We start from the raw sequence: 25,256 nt of genomic DNA, 5'->3' as shown, positions 1-25,256 counted from the left end.
TGCAGCTGTGGGCTCAACTGCACCACTGCGGACATCTCAGGCTGCGTCGGCCAGTCTGACGAGATCGCGCCCCTTGGTTTCCGGTGCCAGGTAGGCCGACACCAGGGTGATCGCGGAGTAGATCACGAGCATTGCCGCGATGGGCCACCAGCTACCGGTCCATGCGGTGAGGCTGGCCGCGAGCAGCGGTCCGATGGCAGTGGCGAGGATGCCGCCGATCTCCTTGGACAGCGCGAGCTGCGTGAAGCGGGTACGTGCGCCGAACAGCTCCGCCATCGTCACGCTTTCGAGCGAGAACAGTCCCAGCACACCGAGGTTCAGAGCAAGAACCATTGCGACGACGAGGGCTACGGTGTTGCCACTGGTGACCATCAGCATCAGCGGGAACGCCAGGATCATGGTGAGGGCGCTGAGCACCATGTACATCGGACGGCGGCCGAACTTGTCGCCCAGGATTCCGATGATCGGGATGGTGGCGAATCCGATGAGCGAGCCGTAGACGATCGCGCTGGTGGCGATGGAACGATCGATCAGCAGCGTCGACGCGATGTAACCGACCAGGAACGTCTGAATCAGTCCGGAGTTGCCCGCCTGACCGAAACGCAGACCCAGCGCGATGAAGAACGCGCGCCCCTTCTTCTGCTTGAGACCGGACTCGAGAACGCTGACCTTCACGTCCTCGTCGGTCTTCTCGATCTCGTCGCGCGAGAGAGCCACACCGTCGACCACATCGGCACGCTCCTCGAAGACCGGGCTCTCCTTCAGGTTCGAGCGCAACCACACCGCGAAGATCATCAGGAAGAAGCTCGCGAGGAACGGCACTCGCCAGCCCCAGCTGAGCAACTGATCCTCGGACAGGACAGCGAGCAGCAGGGCCCAGATGGCCGAGGCCGCAAGGGTTCCGGAGTTGGTTCCCAGGGAGACCAGCGATGCGATGAGAGCTCGACGCTTGTCCGGTGCGTATTCGACCAACATGACCGTCGCCCCGGCGATTTCGGCTCCGGCACCGAAGCCCTGGATCAGGCGGAGGGCAACGAGCAGGATCGGCGCCATGATGCCGATCGCGTCGTACGTCGGCAGTGCGCCGATGAGGGTGGTGGATGCGCCCATCATCGCAATGGTGATGAACAGGACCTTCTTTCGACCGATCCGATCGCCCATCCGGCCGAAGTAGATGGCACCGACCAGGCGGGCCACGTAGCCGACTCCGTAAGTGGCCATGGCGGCGATCAAGCCGATCGCCGGGCTCACGTCGGGGAAGAAGATGCGATTGAAAACGATCGCGGCGGCGAGCGAATACAGCTGGAAGTCCATGAACTCCATTGCCGTACCCAGCCAACCGGACATCGCCGCCTTGGTGAGGTCTTTAGTGCTGCGAGTCGGGACGGCGGTGTTACCGCGATCGTCCGTCGACTCGTTGGTGTCCTGTGACATCCGAAGCTCCATTGCTGGTGATGATCGATGAGTTCATGATGCGAGTTCGCCGCGGCCTCCGCGAGACCTGTGCCTCATCGAGGAGGGTTGGTGGCGCTCGCCACAGTGATATACAAGCACTGTTATACCAATACGTCAATGACCCTTCGCGAACCGAACTACGCGGTGCCGAGCGCACTCGCAGAACGGGCCAGTTCCTCTATCGCGGCCCAGTCCCCCGCCTGCACCAGTGAGCGCGGCGTGAGCCAGCTACCGCCGACGCACACCACATTCGGCAATGCCAGGTAGTCGACAGCGTTCTGCGGAGTGATCCCGCCGGTGGGGCAGAACGTCAAGTGCGGCAACGGGCCTGCCAGCGCGCCCAGTGCCGCTGCGCCACCCGAGAACTCGGCCGGGAAGAACTTCATCTCGGTCGATCCGGCCTCGGCAACGGTCATCGCCTCGGTCGCAGTCGACACGCCTGACAGAACAGGCACCGGTAGCGTGCGTACCGCGTCGAGAAGACCCTTCGACGATCCGGGTGAGACCAGGAACCTCGAGCCGGCATCCACCGATCTCATGGCATCGTCGCGGTTCAACACCGTTCCCGCGCCGATGACCACTTCCGGCACGTCCGCAGCGATCGCCGCAATGGCACCGAGCCCGGCCTCGGACCGCAACGTCATCTCGATGATGCCGATACCGCCCGCATAGAGTGCACGCGCCAGCGGCACTGCATCCTCCACCCGATCGATCACGACGACGGGAATCACCGGACTCACGGATAATACATCTCGGGCAGTGAGGTTTTCGAGCAATGTTTCGTGTTCGGAGGTCATACCAGCACTCGTTTCCACTCGCTCAGCGAGTTGGTCCGTAGGAAGTCGGTCCACGCAACGACCTGCGTGCCGAACGGTGACGTGGGCCCGAGATCGGACCCGAAGATGGACTCGACAGCGAGCAGGTCCGACGCCGACCCGGTCCGGGTCAACTGCGCCGACAACGGATCGTCCAGTGCACGTCCGGCTTCCGTCTCGGCGAGAACGAAGGCGCACCAGGCTGCGACGGCAAGGGCGAGCATGTCCGTCGAACCACCGGCGTCTGTGGCGTCCCGCACGGTTCCGAGTAGGCGCGGTCCGAGCTTCTGCGATCCGTCCATCGCCACCTGCCGGGTGGTGTGTTTCAGCGCCGGATTGCCGAATCTCGTGCGTACCTCGTTGCCGTACCCGACAGCGTCCATTCCGCCGGCCGTCGTCGGCGCAACATCTCGGAGAACCATGGCCCGGCATATCTCGTCGAGCTCCGGATCCTGGACCGCCTCCGCGATGGTGTTGTGTCCACGCAGAATTCCGAGGTAGGCCAACACCGAATGAGTGGCATTGAGGACGCGCAACTTCATGGTCTCCCACGGCTCCACGTCGTCGACGAACTGCACGCCCACTCGTTCCCACGCCGGTCGCGGACCCGCGAAATCGTCCTCGATCACCCACTGCCGGAAGGGCTCGCACACCACCAGGGCGTCGTCGCGCAGGCCGGTTCGTCGTTCGTTCTCCGCCCTGTCGTCGTCAGTGGTGGCGGGCACAATTCGATCGACCATGCTGCTGGGGAACGTGACTCGACGCGAGATCCATTCGGCCAGAGCGTCGTTCATGCCGCGTGCCTCTACGAAAACACGGACGAGTTCGGAGAGTATGTGCCCGTTGGACGGTAGGTTGTCGCAACACAACACCGTGAGGGGCGCATCGCCTGCCATGCGTCGAGCCAGGCCCGCCACCAACTGTCCGGCGACGGTGCGCGGCGGCCTGCCTGCCAGATCCGCCGCGATCTCCGGATCGTCCAGGCGCAGTCGACCCGACGCGGGGTCGAGTCGATACCCCTTCTCGGTGACCGTCAGCGTGACGATGTGCGTTGCGGGATCGGCGATGGCCTCGACCACCGCGCCGGGGTTCGTGGCTGCGTTCCGTACGTCGAGCATCGAACCGACGACGGTCGCCGTCGTCTCCTCGGTTCCCTTCTGCACCAGGGTGAACAACCCGTCCTGTGGGGCAAGCTGTTCCACCACGGTGTTACTGCGCTGAGTGAAACCGGTGATGCCCCAATTGGTCTCACCGGTCAACAGCGCCGCCTCGTAGGTGAACGCGGCCTGATGCGCCCGATGGAATGCCCCGACGCCGAGATGCACGATTCCGCTGGACGTGGGACGAACGACCTCGGCGGTCGCATCGGACAATCGTGTGGAGGCCGTCATGTCGTCACTCGTTCTCTGTGACGTCGTATTTCGGCCAGCGGTGCGATGAGGCCGGTGCCGCCCCGCCCGCCGACGCTCAGCGATGCCGCAGCAGCTGCCAGCGCTGCGGCCTCGCGAAGATCGTCGCCGAGCGCGAGACGGGCCGTCAGAGTGCCGGCGAACACATCTCCGGCACCGGTCTGGTCGATGACGTCGAGCGCGGGGATCACCGGTTGGTGCGCCGTCCCCGCAGCGGTGAAGATGCTGGATCCTTCGGACCCTTGCGTGACCACCACGGAACGTGCACCCCAGCCCATCAGGGTTGCTGCAGCAGTCTCCGGTTCGGTTGTGCCCAGGAGCAATTCGATCTCACTCGGTGCCGAGGGCACCATCACCTCGGTACAGGGAGCAACGCTCTGCAGGAATGCGCGGGCCTGGTCGGCCGTGGTCAACCTGGGGCGAAAGTTGGGGTCGTAGACGAATCTGCCCGAGCGCTGCGCCGCGTGCAGCATCGTGCGGGCGAGCGTCGGCGACAGTGCCGCAGCGATTCCGCCGCCCAGCACGGCACCCGCCTGCTCGATGACGCCCTCGGGCAGGTCCGCCACATCGAGCTGGCTGCCCACCGATCCGGCTCGGGCATAGGAGAACTGGCGATTCCCCTCCGGATCGATGTGCAGGAAGTAGACACCCTGCTGTCCGGGAACTCGCCGAATGTAGGTGTCGTCGATGCCGAGTTCACGAATACGCCGACAGACGGCATCACCGAGTTCGTCGTCCGACACCCGCGCGATCAGCGCGACCGAGGCACCCGCGGCCGCGGCCGCGGCACCTGCGTTGACGACGTCTCCCGACACCCCGAGCACAGCACCTGCACCATGCCGGAAGGCCTCGGTGGTCGAGACCTCGACGAGGGGCTCGCCGAGTAGGACTACATCGAACTGCGTTGTGGTCATGTGGCGCTTCACCAATCGTGCATGCTGCCGTCGAGACGGCGATTGACGGGCAGATACTTGGGGTTGTACGGATACTTCGCGGCAGCCTCTTCGTTCACCTCGACGCCGATGCCCGGCTTGTTTCCCGGATGCATGAAACCGTCGGTGAAGGTGTAGCTGGTCTGGAACACATCGCCGGTCGGGTCGACGTGCCCCATGTACTCCTGCACTCCGAAGTTGGGGATCGACAGATCGACATGCAATGCGGCTGCGAGGGAGACGGGCGAAAGATCGCCTGCCCCATGAGATCCGGACCGAACGCCGTAAAGATCCGCCAACGAGAAGATTCTGCGCAGATGGGTGATGCCACCGGCGTGTGAGACCGACGCTCGGATGTAGTCGATCCACCGGTTGGTGATCAGATCCTGGCAGTCCCAGATCGAGTTGAAGATCTCGCCGACGGCAATCGGGGTGGTCGTGTGTTGGCGAATGGTGGCGAAGGCACTCTGATCCTCGGCTGGAGTGGGATCCTCGATCCAGAACATGCGCATCTCTTCGAGGTCGCGCCCGAGTCGTCCAGCCTCGATCGGGCTCAGACGGTGGTGCACGTCGTGGAGCAGGTGAAAGTCGAACCCGTGACGTTCACGCACGGCACCGAGCATCTGCGGTGCGAACCGCATGTACGGGGCGGTATCCCACGAATCTTCCTGCGGCGCAGCGCCGGAGGCTGGTTCGTAGAAGCCGTCGACCGGAATTCCGTAGGTCTTCTTCAGGCCAGGAATGGCCGACTGAGCACGAATTGCTTTGTAGCCCTTGTCGAGATGCGCTTGGACGTCGTCGAGCATCTCTTCGATGCTACCGCCGCTGGCGTGCCCGTAGACCATGATTCCGTCTCGTGCAGCACCACCGAGGAGCTGGTAGACCGGCATATCGGCGGCCTTACCCTTGATGTCCCACAGTGCGACGTCGACGGCTGCGATGGCCGTCATGGTCACCGGGCCACGTCGCCAGTACGCGCCCTTGTACAGGTACTGCCAGATGTCTTCGATCCGATGGGGATCGCGTCCGATCAGAAGTGGCGCAATATGGTCCTTCAAGTACGACTCGACTGCGAGCTCGCGTCCGTTCAGCGTCGCATCACCCCACCCGACGATGCCCTCGTCGGTGGTGATCTTGAGCGTGACGTAGTTGCGGCCCGGAGCCGTCACGATGACGGTGGCATCGATGATTTTCATTGCGGTCCTTGCGAAGTGGTGTCGATGACGATCTTGAGCTGGGTGGGGTCGGTGAGCGCGGCCTCGAGCGCTGCGGCAGATTCGGCCAACGGGTACGTCGATGTGACGAGCGCCGCGAGGTCCACTCGAGCCGATCCGGCGAGTACGATTGCGTCGGCGAATGCCGAAGGGCCGTAACGGAAGCACCCGCGGATGTCGAGCTCCCAGCGTTGCACTGCCCCGATCGGGAATTCGGCAGACGCGCGTCCGGGCACGCCGACGAGCGCCAGAATTCCTGCCGGGCCGAGTGAGCGTGCCGCGTCGGCAATGGCTCCGGGATGTCCCGAGCAGTCGAAGGCGATGTCGAAAGCGCCTTCCGGCAGTGCGTCTTCGCCGGAACGCAACGTCGTGGTGGCACCCAGCGCTGCCGCGACCTCGAGCCGAGCGGGTGCGACGTCGGTGATGGTTGTCTCCGACGCGCCCAGGGCAATGACCGTCTGCAGAACCAACAGACCGATGGGCCCGGCACCGGTGATCGCGATGCGCTTGCCCAACACGGAGCCGACTCTGGCGGCAGCCCACGCTGCGACGGCCAGGGGCTCGATGAGCGCTGCGACATCGTCGTCGATCGAATCCGGGAGTGGGTGCGCGAATTCGGCTGCGAGAACGACGGATTGCCGCAGCAGTCCGTGGTTCGGTGGGGATCCGAAACAGACAACGCTGGGGCAGACGTTGTAGTGACCGCTCAGGCTCAGCGGTGAGGTGCCCTTCGGAATCGCGGGTTCGATGGCCACTCGCTGGCCGATCCGGTCCTGGGACACGCCCGCGCCGACCTCGGTGACGACCCCGAATCCCTCGTGGCCCAAGACGGTGGGCTGCGTCAGCGAGTTGGAGCCGTTGCGGCCGTCGGCGTAGTAGTGCAGGTCCGAGCCACACAGGCTCACGCCGTGTACCTCCACCCTCACCTGGCCGTCGCCGACCTGCATACGGTCGATCTTCTCGATCCGCAGGTCACGTGGACCGTGTAGGACGGCTGCCTCGTCGTTGCCGCTGATCACTGCCATCGCTGTAGAGCCTCCGCCGTAGTGCCTTGAATATCAGTACTACCATACTAGTGACGGGCAGCATTTCGTCAAGGCTTCGGCCCTGTGGGTCACCCACGAGGTCACGTTAGTCTTGACCGGTGAGCACACAGAGCAGCAGGAAAGTCACCGCACGGGAGCGGGCGTACCGAGAATTGCGCCTACGCATCGTGTCGCTGACGCTCCCCCCGGGTAGCCCGCTGTCGGAGAACGACCTCGCCGAGCAGATGTCCGTGAGCCGCACACCCGTCCGCGAAAGCCTGATCCTCTTGGCCGAAGAGGGTCTGGTTCAGGTCTTCCCACAACTCGGCACCTTCGTCTCGCGGGTCGACACCGACCGTGTTGCCGATGCCCAATTCGTCCGTGAGGCAATCGAAACCGCGTCTTTGAAAGATGCAGTCAACTCTCGCTCGGACGAGGACCTCGCTGCGTTGCGCGCCAATCTGGCAGCGCAGGACGAGCCGGGAATCGACATGGACCAGTTCTTCGACTTGGACGAGCAATTCCACCAGCTACTCCTCGCAGCCGGAGGACATTCCGCCGCATGGCGATCCGTCGAATCCGCGAAAGCTCATCTGGATCGGGCCCGACGACTCGGTCTGCGCGACACCCGTCCCATCCCCGACCTCATCGAACAACACACCGCAATAGTCGACGGCCTCGAAGCCCGAGACTTCGAGGCCGCCGCCCAGTCGATGCGCGAGCACCTGCGCGCCGTATTCGCCGACGTCGAATACATCAAGAGCAAGAGCCCACACCTGTTCTCCAACGGCAACGAACGCCCGACGCGCAAAGTCGTCTCCAGCTGGGAATGAGTGCGGCGCTGCCGCTCCGGCGGGTAGCTTGACCACCATGGACGATGAATCGAGCATCGAACCTCAGGACGACCCGCGGGCACAGTGGCGACAACTACCGGAGCCGGTGGAACCCACCCATTAGGGCCAGACCCTCGAGTCCGATACATCCATTTGGGACCACAAACCCAAGAACGACCCGAGCATGGACATCGTTCGCTGACTCGCGCAAGTGCCTTCTTCGGGTCACACCGCCTCGACGGCGTGGCTCAGCCGACACATCTACGCCCCTAGCAGCAATCCACACCCCCCACACGGGGCGTAAATTCCGAACAGGGGCGTAGATTGCAACCCCCACCCACACATCCGCGCCCCCACCGACACATCAGCTCCCCACATTCGGAAACCCGACGCCGATCGGAGTCAGAAATCCGAAACTGAGGAGCCGATACGCGGCATCAAGCTCAGCCGACACATCTACGCCCCTAGCAGCAATCCACACCCCCCACACGGGGCGTAAATTCCGAACAGGGGCGTAGATTGCAACCCCCACCCACACATCCACGCCCCCACCGACACATCAGCTCCCCACATTCGGAAACCCGACGCCGATCGGAGTCAGAAATCCGAAACCGAGGAGCCGATACGCGGCAACAGGCTCAGCCCAATTGCACTGTCGCAGTAGCGCGGTGGCCGAAGATTCGCTTGCCCTCGAAGGTCGCGCCGATCGAGATGACGGCCGTACGGGACTCTTCGTCCTTCGACTTGATCTTGCCGCTGAAGACGATTTCGGCCGGCTTGTGTGTGTCCACCGGGATCGGGGTGGTGAAACGAACGGTGTAGTCCTTCACCGCGCCTGGATCGCCGAGCCACTCGCTGATGAATCCGCCGCCGACACCCATGGTGAGCATGCCGTGCGCCAGGACGTTCTCGAGATCGATCATCTTGGCGAACTTCTCGTCCCAGTGAATCGGGTTCGCGTCACCGGCGACGCCGGCGTAGTTCACCAAATCTCCGCGAGTCAAACGCACAGTGCGCGAGGGCAATTCGTCTCCGACATTGACCTCGTCGAACTTCCGAGTGGGCTGGCCCCGGTACTCCTCGACGATGAGCGGCTCGTGCTCCTGGGGAGTGGACAGGGTGTCGTGCTCACTCGCCTCGGCACTGCTGGTGTCGGTCGTTGCACCGAACATCACGATGTTGCGAGCCGCCTCGGAGATGGCCGGATCGATCTCGCCGGATCGCCCGACTAGCAGCGTGGTGTACGTGGTCTGCACCAGTTCGTTCTTCTGGTTGGACACGACGTTCTTGGTGATCATCATGTCTCGACCCATGACCGTCTTGAACGCGTCGAGGGAGACATCGCAGGTCAACTGGTCACCGGCCAGAATCGGCTTCTGGAACACCAGTACCTGATCGGTCTGCAGAATCTGGCTGAGGTCGTAGCCCTCGGCGATGGACTGCAACAGCTTCTTCTGCGCCAGAGTGCCGACCAACGACATGAACGTCAGCGGGGCCACCAGAGCGCTGTGGCCCAGCGCTGCTGCGGCATCGCCGTCCCAGTGGGCGGGGTGGAAATCCTGAACGGCACGGGCGTACTCGCGAACCTTCTCGCGGCCCACCTCGTAGTAGTCCTCGGTGCGGTAGTGATACCCGACCATGCTGCGCGCGTGCTCCGCCGGGTCGAATGCTCCCGCATCGGATGCTGCTGCGCCGGACTCCGCTACCTGCTCTGCCACTGTTGCCCCACCGTCTCGTCCCTACTGTTCATCATTACCCGAGCAACCTACCCAACGACGACGCACGTTGGCCAGGAAGGGGCTCAGGCAGAACGGTGCCGCGGGGCGTCCCGGTACCCCACCATGCCCACCATCGCGGCCGGCTGAGTCAGCACCGACGCACTGCTCATCGCGCCGCGCGGACGGTGTTGGCGCGACGCGACCGCATCGATCGCCATCAGGGCAGCCCCGTGCGCAGTGAGGGACTCGGGATTGGCAGGCGCGATGACGGGCAACATCAAATCGCGTCGAAACATCCGACGCAGCGACGGCAGGTTGGCGCATCCGCCCACCATCACCAACGCGTTCACGGCGCAGGGTGCGTCGACGATGATGCTGGCCACCCAATCTTCCAGTGATCGGATACTGCGCTCGAGAACATCGTCGAACGTGTTGCGCCACAACCGGACCGGTCCGCCGACGAACGGCCCGGCGACCTCGGCCACCCGCAGGCGTGACAGCTGTTCGCGTGCCGTGCGAACGGACACCAGCAACTCCGCGCGTGCCCGTTCCGAGGCCAATTCGTCTGCCCCGTAGACGGACAGAAGGTAACGCGAGATCTGGGCGTCACACCCGATCCCGCCGAACAACGTGGTGGGGACCGAACTGTGCACCGCTCCCGTGGCGGGGTCGGCAATGGACACGGTGGTTCCCGACGCCCCGATGTCGCACACGGCCACGGTGCGCGCACCCTCGAGCATCCCCGTGCCGCGTAGATACCGAAGTTGCGCCCCGAGCTCCGACGCCACCAGCAGACGATCGGCCTCGTACGTGGAATACGCCGACGCGCGTCCGCGCGCACCGGGATCGTCCGGAACGGCGAGAACGATGTCCGGTCGATCCACCATCTGATCCCGCGACATCGAATCCAACAGATCGAGCGCGACCTGCAGATGGTCGTCGGGATCGAACGATCGCACGACGTGCGCAGAACGTACCGACTCGTCCGACGCATCCAGGGCTACACCCCGGGCAATGGCTGAACCCACCGAGACACCAAGGACAGATCTCATGTTCCCTCGACTCGCCTAGCTACTCCGACCTGGCGATCGTAGCGCCTCGAACCATCGAGGAGTCGGTAAATGCCCCGTTCTATTCAACTTTCGGTTTGTTTTGGGATTCGTTACAACCACTCGGGCGACGAGTTGGGTCAGGCGACGTGCCCGAATCCGTCTCGACGGTCGGCGAGCAACGAGCCCCACTCCTCCTGCGCCGACGACATCGCGGCACAGCCCACGCCGTTGTCGGAGTCCATTCCTCGTGCCGCAGTGACGATGGACCGAGCCGACTGCACGAGAGAAACATCGAAACGGAAACTGTGCGCTGCCAATTCGGCGAACGCCTCATCCGGACTGCAGCCGCGCAAGGCAATGAGGACACCCACCGCCCTGTCGATGGTCGTGCGCGTCACCGGTTCTACTGCGGATTTGTCGGTCATCGAGAACTCACCGTCTACTGGTCGATCACCCGATGGTAGCCAGGCTCGAGCAGAAGTTCAGGTGTCCGAGTCGAATTCACACACCTGTCACATCACGGACTCTTCGAAGTAGCGAACCCGCTCGCTCACAACGGATTATCGATGAAATCGTCACTCGGGCGGATCGGTGACAGGTGGTTCCTCCATCCGAGGCGCGGGCTCGGAATCCGTCGGCCCCGAAGGCTCCGTGGGCTCCGAAGGCTCCGTGGGCTCCGAAGGCTCCGTGGGCTCCGAAGGCTCCGTGGGCTCCGTCGGCTCCGTGGGCTCGGACGGACCCGGTTCCGTGGGATCGGGGACGTCCGTATCGGTGGGAGCTGTGGTTTCGTCGTCGGTCGGCGGAGTCTCGGTCTCGGGCTTCGAGATCTCTGTTTTCGTATCCCGACCGCCGGGGGCGGAATTGCCGCCACCCGAGTTGCCCCGTCCCGTCGACGACGAACTCGGTGCGTTCGACGTCGCACTCGGGGCCGCCGCCGGGACCGCGTCGATCCAGATGCCTCCCGACCCGGAGCCGGCGGTCGACACATCCAGAACACCCGCGCCGATCGGTGGAACCGCGGACGGCCCAGCCACAGGAACAACCGGCCCGGCGTTCGACGCCGGCCGACCGGGCGCCGATGGGGCGATGCTGGAATCTGCGGTATCGACTACTGCGTCCTGAGTCGGCGCGGGCGAGGAGAACGCCCACACGGTTGCCCCACTCAGAGCAGCCAGCACGGCCACACCCAATCCGACCATGGTCCATCGAGATCCCCGCGACGCAGCATCGTATTCTCCGGCCCGATCGTCCCAGTCGGGTTGCCCCGCAGCGATCTCGTCACCCGTCGGGCGACCCGTCCTGGACGCGGCACCGACGACGGCGGCGGCCACGTCCAACGGGTACTCATCGGGCAACCGCGGATCGTCCATCGCCAATACCTCGACGTCGACGACGCGGTGGTCGGCCAGCGCGGCCCGAACGATCTCGCCGTGCAGAAGGTTGTCGCAGACCACGGCGGCACCGTCGACGATCAGGTCTCGTTGAGCTGCCTGTACACGCATGATTCCGAGAACCGTCGCAACGGCGTCACCGATTCCGCCGGGGGCAGCGGCGATCGACACGGGTCGCGAGGTGACCGGGCCCAGACCGGGGAGATCGGTTTCGACCAAGACGGCCGAGATCTCGTCGGTTCCGACGTGAACGCCCAACGCAACGGACATACCCGTCGACCCCCCTACTCGATTCGGCCTCACAGTACACTTCGAGGGCCTGAACGGGGAAAACGACGGTTTGTGTGCGGGGTCAGAACTCCAGCTTGCTCGCCTCGTCACGAGCCAGTTCGGCTGCACGGCGCTCACGCTCGAAGAGGAGTCCGAACGTGAACCCGTTCTCGCCGGAGGTGGTTCCCGCTCGAGCCCCGAGGGTGCGCAGAATCTCCGCCGCGATGACGGCATCCTGATGCTCGCCCAGAACTTCTTGAATCTGCTTGTATCTCTTGATATTCGACTTGGACACCTTCTTGTCCACGACGGGTGCCACCAACTCGGCCGCATACCGAGCCCGCTTCGAGGCCTTCCTCGCGCGGTGCAGTTGCTCGTCGTCGGTGCCTCGCACAGCCTTCTCGGTGCGGTCTACGGCCTTCTTACCGGCCTTGCGCGCCAGCTTGATCAGCAACCGCTCGCTCACCTCGCCGTCGATCGGCAATCCCCTCGACCAGGCAGCCACGGTCGTGAGCAACTCTCGATACCGTTCGCCGTCGAGCTCCGCCATCGCAGCTTCGCGGTGGCGGATCTGCTCGGCCAGCAGGTCGTTCTCGATGCGCGACGCCACCGGGCCCAGAACCAGTTCCGACGGAAGGTCTCGCAGCGCCGCTGCAAACCGCGCCCGCTGCACCTGCCGATCTCGCACCTCGCCGAGCAGGCTTGCATACCAAGACAATTCGGCTTCGAGTGCGGCCGCGGGCTCGTCCTCGAACACGCTGCCGAAGACGCGAAGCGTACTCCGATAGCGCCTGATGGCCACCCGCGTGGAGTGAATCGGATCCAGTCCGCGGCGCAGATACACGTCGCCGGCCACGATGGCCTGCGCTTGCTCGTCGAGATAATCGACGAGCAACCGAAGCCCGTCGTGCGCCGGCTCCTCCCGAACCACCGACAGCGCACGATTCAACTTGGACGGATGTGCCGACGGCGTCGCACCCGACGCGCGAAGCACCTTGCTCGCCTTCTTCAGGAACGATTCCGAGCCGGCGGGCCCGAGCTCGACCTCCACCTCACGCCACTGCGGCCCGGTCGCGCCGCCGATCAGGACGACCGACACCGCGTCGTCGGCGAATTCGGCCACGACGGCTCCGGATGCATCGGTGACGGTACGAATCTTCCGACGCGTCGTCAGGGTGGCGACAGCCGACAACTGCTTGCCCATGACCGCCCCGCGCAGTACGTCGGCCAGCTCGTCGGGCACGACCTGCGGGTCGCCGTGGCCGAGCGGAAGCCTGATCTCGGTTCGCGCCTTCTCCGCAGGAACCTTTGCGTGCCAACCGTTGTCGGAGTCTCCGGTGCGTCGCCGAAGGGTGATTCCCCGACGCAGCAGATCGTGACCGGTGGTGTCGAAGTACTCGCTGACCAGTTCGGTGTCGGTCTCCACCGCCGCGCCGTCGGCAGGAACGAGCGAGGTGAGGGAGGGGAACTCGAAGTCTGCATCGACATCGAACTTGTCTTCGCGCTCGGTCTGTGACTCCATACCGACCATCCTGCCTCGAGGACGCTGCCCCGTGGCGGTCGAAACCGTAGATCTATCGCCGCCACGGCGAAACGAACGGCGGTGTCTACGGTCGCCGGGGCGTGGTAATGGTGGGTTTCGTCGGGGTCGAGGCGCGAGTGGTGGTGTGCGGCACCGTCGTTGTGGTCGGTGCAGTGGTTGTCGGCGCAGTGGTGGTTGTCGGCGCAGTGGTGGTCGTGGGGTGAGTCGGAGCCGTCGTGGTGGTCGGAGCCGTGGTCGTCGTCGGAACTCGAGTGCCCTCACGCGCGGGCCGAAGGACAGTGACGTCAGGAATCGTGTGGCTTGGAGGCGGTGACTCGCCACTGTTCGGCGAGGTGGGTGCAGGAGAGGACGTCGAGACTCCGGATGTCGGAGACGTCGAGGACGACGCGGCCCCGTCCGTGGCCGACACCGAGGGCGGCGTCGACACGGACGGTGAGCCGTCCACCGCCGGCATCACAGCCTGCGATCGGGCGGAGGGCGACGCGTTCTGGGAGGTCGCGATCGACGGTTCGGGGGTGTCGTCGGTGGTCCGGGCCGCTGCCGCGACCACGGTTCCGGCCACGCACACCGCAACGAGCGCGGCGAGTGCGCCCCCGACGCGCCGGGACTTCGCTGCCCTGGCCATTCGTCTCGACGGGCTGCCGCTGTGCCGTGGACGACGGGAGGGCACGGCGGTCACGGCGGTCACGGCAGGGGCCGGTGCAGGCCTGGCTCCCACGGTCCGCGCGATCCCGGCTGCCCCACGGGCGGCCAACAACTCCGGTCGTTCCGGAACGTAGACGGGCACCGACACGGCGTCGAACAGTGTCTGCCGAACGATCTGCATGTTGGCACCGCCGCCGACTGCGACGATCGCCTCCACGTGAACGCCGCTCGCTGCGACGGACTCGAGCACGTCGACGGCTGTGAAGACTGCCGCACGAACGGCGTCGCCGATGAGCTCGTCGAGGTCGTGTCGCCACAACGAGGCGCGACCGCCGACGAACGGCCCGACGACAGAGACGCTGCGCAGGATCGACAGCTGGTGTTTGCCGTCTCGCACGTCGTGCACGAGCTGTCGACGAGCTGCCACCGTCAACGCCTCCGCCGCGCCGAACGTCTCGATCAGGTGGTCGCTGAGCACACGGTCGCAGTCGTCGCCGCGGAGTTCTTCGGTGCGATGCGAGGCCAGAACGCGACCGGACTCGACGTCGACTACCGACACGCTGGTGCCGGATGCGCCGACGTCGAACAGCGCGACGCAACGCTCTCCGGCGAGCACTCCGGTTTCTCGTAACGCGCCCAGCTGCGCACCCAGTTCGGATACGAGCACGATGCCGTCGGAGAAGTCCTCGCGGAAGGCCGTGTCGGGATCGCTCTCACGAAGGGCGAGCACCGGGTAGTGGCGAGCGGACGCGTATTCGTCTGCCGTGCTGTGCACCGATGCGACAACGGCATCCCAGGGATCCGGGGCGAGACCGTTGGGCGCAGGCCCGGTGGCAACCGGTTCGAGGACGTGGAGCACCGTGTCGACACCCGAGCTGTCGCTGATCACACTGCGGACGCCACTCGACCCCAGGGAAGCGCCGAGCACGGACGGATCGGGTACCGCGGACACGAGAAACCTCATTCTGGTAGGCCCCAACCCACGTTCGAGCACCAGAATACCGCTACAACCGGGAACTCACCAGGTTTCGTCCAAGAAAACAGACCGAACGTTGGTCTATGTCACGTCCGACTGGATGAAGTTCAGATACGCCTTCGACGGAGTGGGACCACGCTGCCCCTGATACTTGGAGCCGACCGCGGCGCTGCCGTACGGATTCTCCGAGGGTGACGACAACCGGAACAGGCACAGCTGCCCGATCTTCATTCCCGGCCACAGCGTGATCGGCAGGTTGGCGACGTTGGACAACTCCAACGTGATGTGACCGCTGAATCCCGGGTCGATGAATCCTGCCGTCGAGTGGGTGAGCAGTCCCAGCCGGCCCAGAGAGCTCTTCCCCTCGAGTCGACCCGCCAGATAATCCGGCAACGTCGTCAGTTCGAGAGTGGAACCGAGGACGAATTCCCCCGGATGAAGAACGAACGGCTCACCCGCTCGTGGCTCCACCAACGTCGTCAGCTCGTCCTGCTGCTGGGACGGATCGATGTGGGTGTACCGGGTGTTGTTGAACACCCGGAACAGCTTGTCGAGTCGCACATCGACGCTCGACGGCTGCACCATCGACGGATCGAAGGGATCGATCGCCAGGTTGCCCAGGGTCACTTCGGCACGAATGTCACGGTCGGAGAGCAGCACCACTGCAGGCTACTGGTCCTCACGGGCCTCACGCGAAGCACCCGAGTGACCACTTCCACAGGTACGGGCGGACCGAACAGTCGGACAATCGATCGGTCACACCTCTCACATTCGGTGACACTCCCTCAGGAAGAGCCCCTATGTACATTCGACCCACGCGAATTCGAATCGACGTTCCTTCGTACTTCGATCATCCCTCCCAGTGCCACATTCTGGCCACGACTCCCACCCGAAGTCCCGCTTTGTGGACACAATTTCTCGACGGTGCCGAAGAAAGCTATCGACGCCACGACGTGACACCAGCGCTCGAGATATCGGCAATTCGCGACGGCGGGACCACCGCATTGTTCTTCGCCGCTCTCGACCGAACCGGAACGATCCTCGGCGGAGTTCGCGTTCAAGGGCCGTATTCTTCGGCCGATCAATCACACGCACTCGTCGAATTCGCCGCGCATCCCGAGGGCCGACATCGCGTTCGCGCGATGCTCGACAGCCGCATCGAGGACGGGGTCGTCGAGATCAAGTCGGCGTGGGTTGCCCCGGGAGCACCCCGCGGCCGCGCCGTCACCACCATGATCGCGCAGTCACCGGCGTACAGCACAGCACTGCTGGGCGCTCGTTACGCGCTGGCCACTGCCGCCTCCCACGTCCGCGCCGCGTGGCTGCGCACCGGAGCAGCGATCGCAACGCACATCGAACCGGTGCCCTACCCCGACGACCGATACCGGACCGAGGTGTTCTGGTGGGACCGAACGACTCTCGCGTTCGATGCCGAACTCGAAACGTGGCGGCGCATGAAACGCAACACGGTCTCGCTGCTCGCACAGCACGGCACGTCGAAGAACCTGCACTCGGCGGTGGCGTCGTGACGATTCCCATCACTGCCGAATACAGCTGGCAGCCTGTGATATTCGACGAGACGGTCGCCACACAGCGGGCCGCCCTGGACGAGCTACGGGGTGACACCTCGATCACCGTTCGCGACGAACGCGCCACCCAGCGAGCCGGACTGCATGCATTGTTGCCGAGCCCTGAGCAGAGCCTTCTCGACGAAAGCGACAGGTGGGTCTATTTCCCGTGGCGCAATACCGTCGTCGCCGTTCTCGGTCCGAATTCGTATCGGCACCTCCGACTGGACCGAAACAGAAACAAGATAACTCTCGAGGAACAGCAGAAATTGGGAGATCTCACGATCGGCGTCATCGGTTTGAGCGTCGGACACGCCATTGCGCACACTCTCGCACTCGAGGGAATCTGCGGAACTCTTCGCCTCGCGGATTTCGACGAGATAGAACTGTCGAACCTCAACAGGATTCCGGCGTCGATCATCGATCTGGGTGTCAACAAAGCGATCGTCGCCGCCCGGCGAATCGCCGAAATAGATCCCTACCTGACGGTGGAGGTCTTTCGGAACGGGATCGACGAGACCACGATCGACGAGTTCTTCGACGGACTCGACCTGCTCGTCGAGGAATGCGACTCCCTCGACGTCAAGGTCCGCGCACGAGAGGCGGCCAGGTCGCGTCGAATCCCCGTACTGATGGAGACCTCCGATCGAGGTCTGCTGGACGTCGAGCGATTCGACCTCGAACCACAGCGGCCGGTGTTTCACGGCGTACTCGGCGACATCGAGTCCGCCGGTCTGCACGGACTCGGAACCCGCGACAAGATTCCCATCGTGCTCGATCAGCTCGACGCCTCCCTGCTCTCGGCTCGGATGGCGGCCTCGATGGTGGAGGTGGGCGAAACGATCGAGACGTGGCCCCAGCTGGGCGGCGACGTCCAACTGGGGGGTGCCACTATCGCCGCGGCGGTCCGACGCTTCGGGACCGGAGCGCACCTACCGTCCGGCCGTATCCGCATCGATCTCGAGGTGCACCTCGACGGGCTGAACACGCCTGCCCCCACCCGCAGACAGGTCTCGGGTGATGCGGCCGGTCCGCAGAGCGTGGATTCCCGTGACTCGATACTCGAAGCAGCGCGACGAGCGCCTTCCGGTGGAAACAGTCAGCCGTGGACCTTCTCCTCGAACGGGCCGACCTTCCGGGTCGACGTCGATCGATCCCGAACGTCCACCCTCGATATCGCGTACCGCGGCAGCTTCGTCGCTGTGGGCGCAGCCGGATTCAACGCGCGCGTGGCCGCCGCCGCCCAGGGCACGCTCGCCGGCATCGAGATCACCGACGAGGCGGTCGAGCTGTCGTTGCGCGACGGTACCGCCGAGCCGATCACCGATCGACGCCTCCTCGACGCCGTGCTCACCCGATCCACGGACCGGGACCTCGGGTCACCGTCGACGCTGGACGATGCGGTCGTCGCCGATCTCGTTGCGGCCGCAGCCGCCGAAGGCGGACGTGCCGTGCTGTTGACGACGCGCGAGTCCATCACCGCGGCAGCAGACATTCTCGCGGCCGCCGACCGGATTCGGTATCTCACGCCGCATCTGCACCGAGAGATGTTCTCCGAACTGCGCTGGGCAGGCGATCCGGACCCGGATCGGGGCATCGACGTCGCCAGCCTCGGCATCGACGCCGCAGACCTGTCCACGCTGGACATCATCGGGCGGCCCGACGTCATGGCGCTCGTGGCTGCCTGGAACGCAGGCGCTGCCCTGGCCACCGACATGCGCGATCGCGTATCGGCGAGCTCTGCGCTCGCAGTGATCGTGGTGCCCGGATCGACTCCGGCGCATTACATCCGGGGTGGATTTGCAACGGAGAACGTTTGGGTGACTTCACATCTGCACGCACTGGCAGTTCAACCCGTCTCGCCACCGTTCCTCTACGCGCGCACGATGGACGAGCACCGAGAATTGTCTCCGACCCACGCAGACACGTTGCAGCAGTTGAACTTCGATCTGCGGACGTTGGCGAAGCTGGACGAGGCCGAGTCGATCGCTCTGGTGTTGCGGCTCGGTACTGCGCCACGAGGCGCGATATACAGTCGCAGAGTCGCGGTTTCGGCGTCCTTACCGGGGTAGAGTCCGGCATAGACCAGGGGGAACAGTCCTGCACTGCGTCTACAGGAGCGGTTCACGAGACCGCGTCGACGAGAGGCGGGAGTAGGGCCCTGGAGAACAGTCGGACACTCGAGGTCCTCGTCACCGGCGTCGCCACCGAACTCATGGGCGTCGACGCGGCGACGGTGCGAGAAGCATACCTGTCGGTACTGCGTCAGCTCGTGGACTACCTCGGCATCGATTTCAGCTTTCTCCGGCACCACGATTTCGATGCCCGGGCAACCAGACTCACCGCGGAATGGCCACCGCGCCTGAGCGTGCCCGATCCCGACCCCCTGGCCGTCGTCTACTTCGACGAGGCCGACTCGGTCTTCGCGATGGCCGAAACACTGTCCGAACCGGCAGTGTTTCGGCCCGACCCGGAGCAGGAGGACTATCGCCGACGCGTCGAGACCGCCTCTGGATTGAGCGCCACCTCGATGGCCGTCGTGCCGCTGCTGCACTCCGAACGCACCACCGGGATTCTGGGCTTCATCAAAGTGGGAGACCGAAGTTGGTCCGAGGCAGAACTGAACGCCCTCAAAGCAATTGCTGCTCTGCTGTCGCAGTTGCAGGCGCGAGTCAGTGCCGAGGAACAGATCAGGTTCTCGGCCTTGCACGACGGTCTCACCTCACTCCCGAACCGGACCGCACTCACGCAGCACCTCCGTGACCGACTCGATCCGTCGATGCCCGGTCCGGTGGCGGTGTTGCACATCGACCTGGACCGCACCAAGGCGCTGAACGACTTTCTCGGACACCTCGCCGGCGACCAGTATCTCCAGGCTGTCGCCGGGCGCCTGCAGGCGTTCGTCGACGAATCGGCGAGTCTCGCGGCCCGCCTGAGCGGCGACGAGTTCGTCGTGGTCCTGGCGGGCCCGTGCTCGCACCGCGTCGCCACCGACCGTGCCCGCACGATCGCCGAGTCGATACAGGCACCGGTCACTCTCGGTGTCGAGAGAATCGGTCGCAGCGCGAGCATCGGAATCGCCTTCGGCGTGCCCGGCACCCACACCGCCGACTCCCTGCTCCGACAAGCAGGGCAAGCCGCTCTGGTGGCCAAGCGTGCTGGTGGACATCACATCTCGCTGTTCACCGACGAGATGCACGCGCAATCCGAACTCCGCAACGACGTCGAGATCCATCTGCGTGACGCCATTGCAGGCGACTCGCTGACGTTGCACTTCCAACCCGAGGTCGACCTCGTCACCGGGCGCATCACTGCGGTGGAGGCACTGGTTCGGTGGCGTCACCCCACCCGCGGGCTGCTACCACCGTCGGCCTTCATTCCGGTGGCGGAGGAGACGAACCTCGCCGGCGAGCTCGGTCGGTGGGTTCTCGACCACGCGTGCCGGACCTTGGCGGCGTGGCAACGGGACATCCCCGGCCTCGACATCGTGATGCGCGTGAACATCTCGCCCGTACAGCTGGTCACCACCGGCTTTGCGGCCACCGTGGCGAGCGCCCTCGACGAATTCTCGATCGCGGGTTGCAACCTGTGCCTGGAGATCACCGAAGTGGCCGTCGTACAGGATCTTTCGCGTACTCGAGTGACGCTCCGAGAACTGCGGGACCTCGGTGTGCAGGTGGCCATCGACGACTTCGGTACCGGATACAGCTCGCTGTCACACCTCAAGGAGCTGCCCGTCGACGCGCTCAAGATCGACCGCGCGTTCGTCACCGACCTGGGATCGGGAGCGACCGACGACCTCGCGATCGTCCAGTCGATCATCGGGCTCGCGCACGCGTTCGGCCTGAGCATCATCGCCGAAGGCGTCGAAACCGAGAGTGCCAGGAGCACATTGGTGGCCTTGGGCTGCACCCGCGCTCAGGGCTACCTCTTCTCCGAACCGGTGCCGGCCGAGGACGCCCAGGCCCTGCTGCACGGTGTACGCATCGACGTCGGGCCACCCTGCTAATCTGGACGCCGCACCACACGCCGGTGTAGTTCATTGGTAGAACGCGACCTTCCCAAGGTTGAGAGGCGGGTTCGATTCCCGTCACCGGCTCCACGTTCCCCTTGTCGGCGGTAAACCCGTCTTTCGATCGATCCCTGCGTCTGCACCCTCGCCGTCACCGGTAGCTCGGTCGGCAATCGGCATGCGACACAAAAATCGCTACAGAACTATTGTTGTGACTTTTATGCGTTCATGTCCGAATTCGTAGGGACATTTCACAACTGCAGGAATACCGTGTGATCATGCGCGGACCACGCCGAAGTCTGATTCTTCTCGTCGTCGCACTCACCGCTGCACTGTCGGCCTTGTCGACCCAAGCGGCACCACTCGCACATGCCGGCCCACTCATGCCCATCGCCGCTGCACCGCCGCAACCCGACCACGCCGATGCCATTCGGTACGCGTCGACCAACCGCGACGCCGCCCCGCCCGGGGCCAACGACATGAGCTGCGTGCCCTCTGCCGAGCACCCCAATCCTGTCGTTCTCGTCCACGGCACCGACGCCACCGCCTACTCCGATTGGGCCGGCTTCTCACCCATCCTGCGCGCCGCAGGCTTCTGTGTCTTCGCGATCAATTACGGCACTTCACCGGACGGTAAGTCCAACGGCTACGGCGTCATCGAAGACAGTGCAGCACAACTGAAATCGATGACGGCGACCATCCTCGACGCGACCGGCGCCGCGGCGGTGGACGTGGTGGGCTACTCGCAGGGTGCTGCCGTCGCCCGATACTTCGTCAACCGGCTCGGCGGGGCCGATGTCGTCGACCGATGGGTGGGAATCGCGTCACCGACCTACGGCGGCACCATGTACGGAGTCGCCCCCGTCGTACAAGCCGTGCCCGGCGCGACCGGTCTGGTAGCCGACGAATTCGGCCCTGGCCTCGCCCAGTTGATGGCCGGATCGGACTTTCTCGAAAACCTCAACGCCGGCGGCGACACCGTCCCCGGCGTCGACTACACCTCGATCGCCACCAAGGTAGACGAGGTCATTCAGCCATATACCAATGCGCTGCTGCGAGATCCGGGAGCGCACAACATCGTGATCCAGGACGTGTGCCCCGACACCGAGGTCGCCCACTTCACCTTCACCTACGACCCGACTGCGCTGCGTCTGGCGCTCAACGCACTCGACCCCGCGAATGCGCGTCAGCCGTCCTGCGTTCCGGTACCGCTGGGAACGGGAATCCTCGACGTCGTGCTGGCCAGCCACTGACCCGTCAGGTCAGTAGCTGATGGGCTCGAAGCCCGACATAGAGTTCGGCGGCCTGCACGGGATCACGGAAGTCGCGACCGGTGAGTTCGGCGATACGTCGCAATCGGTACAACACCGTATTGCGGTGGTAGTGCAGCTGTTCCGCGGCGTCCTTGGTGGAGCCACCGCACGAGAACCACGCATCGAGAGTGGCGAGCAGACTCGTCCGCTCGGCGCGGGGCAACGCCAACAGATCGCCGAGGATCTGACGAGCCGCGATACGGCCGGATTTCGGGTCGCGCGCGAGCAGTAACGGCACCGGGACCGAGTCGTAGCGCACCGGCGTCGACGGCACAGAATCGGGAAAGCTGCACGACCGGGCCAGACGGGCCTGCCCCACGGCGTCACCGATTCCCGACGGCGACCGGAACACCGAACTGACACCGATCCGCCCCGGGCACAGTTCTCCGAAAGTGGCCAGTGCCGTATCGATGTCGGATTCCCGAGCGGCACAGAACAATCCGATGCTGCCGTCCACCTCGGCATCCCACACCGACTCGGTTCCCGCGGCCCGCAACCGAGCGACGACGCCTTCGATACCGAGTCCCGTCGACGAGGGTTCCTGGGATACCACCGCAAAAAAGCCGCGATCCGGAATTCGGAACGCACGCAGGGCATCCGCCGCCGCGGCCGGATTCGCGGCGTGATCGGCGAACAGCACCCGAATCAGCCGGCCGCGGGCTTCGGCGCTCTCGCGGGCTCGCATATCGGCGCTCTCTCGATACGCCTCGGCCGCCTCGTCGGAATACACGTCGACCAATGCCCACACCTGCGCCGCCATGTCCAGCAGCGCGTGGCTGGCCCGGCCGTGCGAACGCACCATCAACTCGTCCCAGACCAGCCGACCACCGAGCCGGAACGCGTGCAGCAATGCCGCCAGCGGTACACCTTGCTCGGCCTTGAGCCTGCCCGCCTGCTGCGCCGACTCGAGCCGAACCGGCGCGCGCCCGGACAGCTTGCCCAACATCGAGGCCAGATTGCTGCGAGATGCTTCGTGGAGTTGATCCGCGGTGAGCAGCGTCGCCTCCAGATACGCGTGCTCGGCTCCCAGGATGCGCCGGACCAGTTCGCTCGCCAGCTCGTCGACGTCGTCGAGCATCGCCGCCGCCAGCTCGGTCGGTGACGGATGCAGAACGGACTCGGTGGTGGTCATGACTGAACCATAGCCCGGCCGATGTAAGCCACACCACACCCAAACTGTGCGACGGCACAATCCGCTGCGCTCGATTGACAGCGGCGGCCCATAGCCTGCCGCCCCGAATGCGACCAGAATCACACTCGAAGCCGTGTATCCGAACGACGAGTGGAGACGAAAAGTTGACCAGCGAAGTCACCCCGCATCTGCAGCCTGTACCGACGAACGGACCGGACGCCTCACTGGCGGTCGATACCGCTCTTGCCGACCTCGACGCAGGCGAGCAGACCTGGGGCAGGCTCGGCCTGGCCGACCGCCGGGCACTGCTCGAGCGCATGCACGCCCTCACCACGACGCACGCGCAGGAATGGGTGACCGCCGCGGCGTCGGTCAAGGGCCTCGACCCCTCGTCCAACCTGCTCGGTGAGGAATGGCTCTCCGGCCCGTACTCGCTTCTCGGCGGTCTCGGCACACTCGCGCACACCCTCTCCGCGCTCGAGGCAGGCAGCAGCCCGCTGGCCGGGGCGAAGTTCGGAACAGCTCCGGGCGGACGAACGACCGTATCGGTGTTGCCGCTCAACAACTTCGAGAAACTACTACTCAACGGGTTCAGTGCCGAGGTGTGGCTCCGGCCGGGAATCGACCGTGCCACGGCACAGCGCACCGCAGGCCTCGCCCAACTCGACCCGACGCGCACCGCGGGCGTCGGCGTCGTCCTGGGCGCGGGCAACATCACCTCGATCGCCCCGCTCGACGCCCTGTACGAACTGATCGCCTTCAACCGCGTCGTCGCGCTCAAGCTCAACCCCATCATGGACCCACTGCTGCCGGTCTTCGAGAAGATCCTCGCCCCACTGGTGGACATCGGCGCACTGCGTCTGCTCACCGGTGGAGCCGACGTCGGCACCTACCTGGTCAACCACGATCGCGTCGACCACGTCCACATGACGGGCAGCGCAATCACCCACGACGCCATCGTCTTCGGCCCGGGACCCGACGGTGCCGCCCGTAAGGCGGCGAACCGGCCGATCCTGACCAAGGAGATCTCCAGTGAACTCGGTGGCGTCTCGCCCACCATCGTGTTGCCGGGCGAGTGGAGCCGCGCGGACATCGAGTTCCAAGCCGAACACGTAGCCACCCAGCGACTGCACAACAGCGGATACAACTGTGTCGCTTCGCAGGTCGTCGTGCTGTCCTCGGAATGGAAGCAGCGCGACGAGTTCATCGCAGCCCTGCGCGCCGCACTCGACCGGGCACCGGCCCGCGCCCCGTACTACCCGGGCAGCGACAGACGCGTGTCCGACGCCACCGCCACGTACCCGTCGGCCGAACGGCTCGGCGACGGCGGTGGCCGCGTGCTCATCACCGACCTCGATCCCGGCGAGTACGCACCGCTCCTGCAGACCGAGTACTTCGCACCCGTGATGGGCGTCATCGAGTTGCCCTACACCGGAGCAGCATTCGCCGCCAAGGCCGTCCAGACGGCCAACGAGGAGTTCACCGGCACCCTCGGCATCAACATCATCGGCACGCCGAGCACCATCAAGGAACTCGGTGAGAAGTTCGACTCCATGCTTGCAGACCTGCGGTACGGCACCATTGCCGTCAATGCCTGGACCGCCCTCGGATTCCTCACCGCATCGGCCACCTGGGGCGCGTTCCCCGGCCACACCGTCGACGATGTGCAGAGTGGAATCGGCATCGTGCACAACGCATTACTGATCGACGGTGCCGAACGGACCGTGGTGCGCGGACCCTTCCGCCCACTGTCGAGGTCGCTGATCAGCGGAGAGATGTCCATCTCCCCCAAGCCGCCGTGGTTCGTCTCCAACAAAACCGCAGCATCGACCGGGAAACTGCTCACCGCGTTCGCCGGAGCACCGTCCTGGACCAAACTTCCGGCAATATTCGCCTCCGCCCTGCGCGGCTGAGCAGCGTCCAACGACAGCTGCCGACGAACCCGAAGGACAA

General features: G+C 64.9%; 20 protein-coding genes and 1 tRNA gene. 7 read left to right on the top strand and 14 right to left on the bottom strand.

What is annotated here, in order from left to right:
• Window positions 1-36 precede the first annotated feature (36 nt).
• The 6 genes from VF34_RS05995 to VF34_RS05970 all read right to left on the bottom strand — a co-directional run bounded on the left by VF34_RS05995 (window position 37) and on the right by VF34_RS05970 (window position 6,850).
• Window positions 37-1,434: an MFS transporter gene (locus VF34_RS05995; RefSeq protein WP_045841198.1), complete on the bottom strand. Its 1,398-nt coding sequence runs from the start codon at window positions 1,432-1,434 to the stop codon at window positions 37-39.
• A 158-nt stretch (window positions 1,435-1,592) separates the two neighbouring features.
• Window positions 1,593-2,252 (bottom strand): bifunctional 4-hydroxy-2-oxoglutarate aldolase/2-dehydro-3-deoxy-phosphogluconate aldolase, encoded by a 660-nt coding sequence (gene eda, locus VF34_RS05990; RefSeq protein WP_045841057.1) that lies wholly within the window; start codon window positions 2,250-2,252, stop codon window positions 1,593-1,595.
• Window positions 2,249-3,661 carry a mannitol dehydrogenase family protein gene (locus VF34_RS05985; RefSeq protein WP_032374834.1) on the bottom strand — a complete coding sequence of 471 codons (1,413 nt, stop codon included), beginning with the start codon at window positions 3,659-3,661 and terminating at the stop codon, window positions 2,249-2,251. Before VF34_RS05985 ends, eda begins: the two co-directional genes overlap by 4 nt.
• Complete coding sequence (locus VF34_RS05980) at window positions 3,658-4,593, bottom strand: sugar kinase (protein WP_032375078.1); 936 nt, start codon at window positions 4,591-4,593, stop codon at window positions 3,658-3,660. The genes VF34_RS05985 and VF34_RS05980 overlap by 4 nt, the downstream gene beginning before the upstream one ends.
• Window positions 4,594-4,601: 8 nt before the next feature.
• Window positions 4,602-5,807: a D-mannonate dehydratase ManD gene (gene manD, locus VF34_RS05975; RefSeq protein WP_032374833.1), complete on the bottom strand. Its 1,206-nt coding sequence runs from the start codon at window positions 5,805-5,807 to the stop codon at window positions 4,602-4,604.
• Window positions 5,804-6,850, bottom strand: coding sequence for a sorbitol dehydrogenase (locus VF34_RS05970; protein ID WP_032374832.1), 1,047 nt, complete (start codon window positions 6,848-6,850; stop codon window positions 5,804-5,806). Before VF34_RS05970 ends, manD begins: the two co-directional genes overlap by 4 nt.
• 119 nt (window positions 6,851-6,969) lie before the next feature.
• On the opposite strand from VF34_RS05970, the gene VF34_RS05965 reads away from it, so the two are divergent.
• Window positions 6,970-7,683: a GntR family transcriptional regulator gene (locus VF34_RS05965; protein ID WP_032374831.1), complete on the top strand. Its 714-nt coding sequence runs from the start codon at window positions 6,970-6,972 to the stop codon at window positions 7,681-7,683.
• Between the two features lie 638 nt (window positions 7,684-8,321).
• On the opposite strand, the gene VF34_RS05960 is transcribed toward VF34_RS05965, so the two are convergent.
• The 7 genes from VF34_RS05960 to dcd all read right to left on the bottom strand — a co-directional run bounded on the left by VF34_RS05960 (window position 8,322) and on the right by dcd (window position 15,938).
• The gene (locus tag VF34_RS05960; RefSeq protein ID WP_045841056.1) at window positions 8,322-9,401 is read right to left on the bottom strand and encodes a fused (3R)-hydroxyacyl-ACP dehydratase subunits HadA/HadB; all 1,080 of its coding nucleotides are present in this window, start codon (window positions 9,399-9,401) and stop codon (window positions 8,322-8,324) included.
• An 83-nt stretch (window positions 9,402-9,484) separates the two neighbouring features.
• The gene (locus tag VF34_RS05955; RefSeq protein WP_052063085.1) at window positions 9,485-10,429 is read right to left on the bottom strand and encodes an Hsp70 family protein; all 945 of its coding nucleotides are present in this window, start codon (window positions 10,427-10,429) and stop codon (window positions 9,485-9,487) included.
• 161 nt (window positions 10,430-10,590) lie between these two features.
• A complete protein-coding gene (locus VF34_RS05950) occupies window positions 10,591-10,878 on the bottom strand; it encodes an ANTAR domain-containing protein (RefSeq protein WP_027495414.1) in 288 nt (95 codons plus the stop codon).
• A 150-nt stretch (window positions 10,879-11,028) separates the two neighbouring features.
• The gene (locus VF34_RS25210) at window positions 11,029-12,114 is read right to left on the bottom strand and encodes a hypothetical protein (protein ID WP_052063084.1); all 1,086 of its coding nucleotides are present in this window, start codon (window positions 12,112-12,114) and stop codon (window positions 11,029-11,031) included.
• 82 nt (window positions 12,115-12,196) lie between these two features.
• A complete protein-coding gene (locus VF34_RS05935) occupies window positions 12,197-13,636 on the bottom strand; it encodes a CYTH and CHAD domain-containing protein (protein WP_032369581.1) in 1,440 nt (479 codons plus the stop codon).
• Between the two features lie 85 nt (window positions 13,637-13,721).
• The gene (locus tag VF34_RS05930; RefSeq protein ID WP_196249581.1) at window positions 13,722-15,254 is read right to left on the bottom strand and encodes an Hsp70 family protein; all 1,533 of its coding nucleotides are present in this window, start codon (window positions 15,252-15,254) and stop codon (window positions 13,722-13,724) included.
• Between the two features lie 105 nt (window positions 15,255-15,359).
• A complete protein-coding gene (dcd, locus tag VF34_RS05925; RefSeq protein WP_027495411.1) occupies window positions 15,360-15,938 on the bottom strand; it encodes a dCTP deaminase in 579 nt (192 codons plus the stop codon).
• Between the two features lie 293 nt (window positions 15,939-16,231).
• Between dcd and VF34_RS25205 the strand changes: the two genes are divergently transcribed.
• The 5 genes from VF34_RS25205 to VF34_RS05900 all read left to right on the top strand — a co-directional run bounded on the left by VF34_RS25205 (window position 16,232) and on the right by VF34_RS05900 (window position 22,111).
• Window positions 16,232-16,807, top strand: coding sequence for a hypothetical protein (locus VF34_RS25205; protein WP_197077435.1), 576 nt, complete (start codon window positions 16,232-16,234; stop codon window positions 16,805-16,807).
• Window positions 16,804-18,918 (top strand): Rv1355c family protein, encoded by a 2,115-nt coding sequence (locus VF34_RS05915; protein ID WP_196249580.1) that lies wholly within the window; start codon window positions 16,804-16,806, stop codon window positions 18,916-18,918. The genes VF34_RS25205 and VF34_RS05915 overlap by 4 nt, the downstream gene beginning before the upstream one ends.
• Before the next feature lie 143 nt (window positions 18,919-19,061).
• Window positions 19,062-20,855, top strand: a complete 1,794-nt coding sequence (locus VF34_RS05910) for a putative bifunctional diguanylate cyclase/phosphodiesterase (RefSeq protein ID WP_045841054.1) — start codon at window positions 19,062-19,064, stop codon at window positions 20,853-20,855.
• A 19-nt stretch (window positions 20,856-20,874) separates the two neighbouring features.
• Window positions 20,875-20,948 (top strand) — tRNA-Gly (locus VF34_RS05905).
• 188 nt (window positions 20,949-21,136) lie between these two features.
• Window positions 21,137-22,111, top strand: coding sequence for an esterase/lipase family protein (locus VF34_RS05900; RefSeq protein WP_027495408.1), 975 nt, complete (start codon window positions 21,137-21,139; stop codon window positions 22,109-22,111).
• A 4-nt stretch (window positions 22,112-22,115) separates the two neighbouring features.
• Here the strand turns inward: VF34_RS05900 and VF34_RS05895 are convergent, their stop codons facing one another.
• Window positions 22,116-23,303, bottom strand: a complete 1,188-nt coding sequence (locus VF34_RS05895; protein ID WP_032374827.1) for a PucR family transcriptional regulator — start codon at window positions 23,301-23,303, stop codon at window positions 22,116-22,118.
• A 224-nt stretch (window positions 23,304-23,527) separates the two neighbouring features.
• On the opposite strand from VF34_RS05895, the gene VF34_RS05890 reads away from it, so the two are divergent.
• Window positions 23,528-25,216 (top strand): aldehyde dehydrogenase family protein, encoded by a 1,689-nt coding sequence (locus VF34_RS05890; RefSeq protein WP_231578202.1) that lies wholly within the window; start codon window positions 23,528-23,530, stop codon window positions 25,214-25,216.
• The last annotated feature ends 40 nt before the right edge of the window (window positions 25,217-25,256 follow it).

The sequence above is a fragment of the Rhodococcus sp. PML026 genome (genome assembly GCF_000963615.1).
Classification (GTDB): Bacteria; Actinomycetota; Actinomycetes; order Mycobacteriales; family Mycobacteriaceae; genus Rhodococcoides; species Rhodococcoides fascians.
This window is presented reverse-complemented; position numbering and strand designations above follow the sequence as displayed.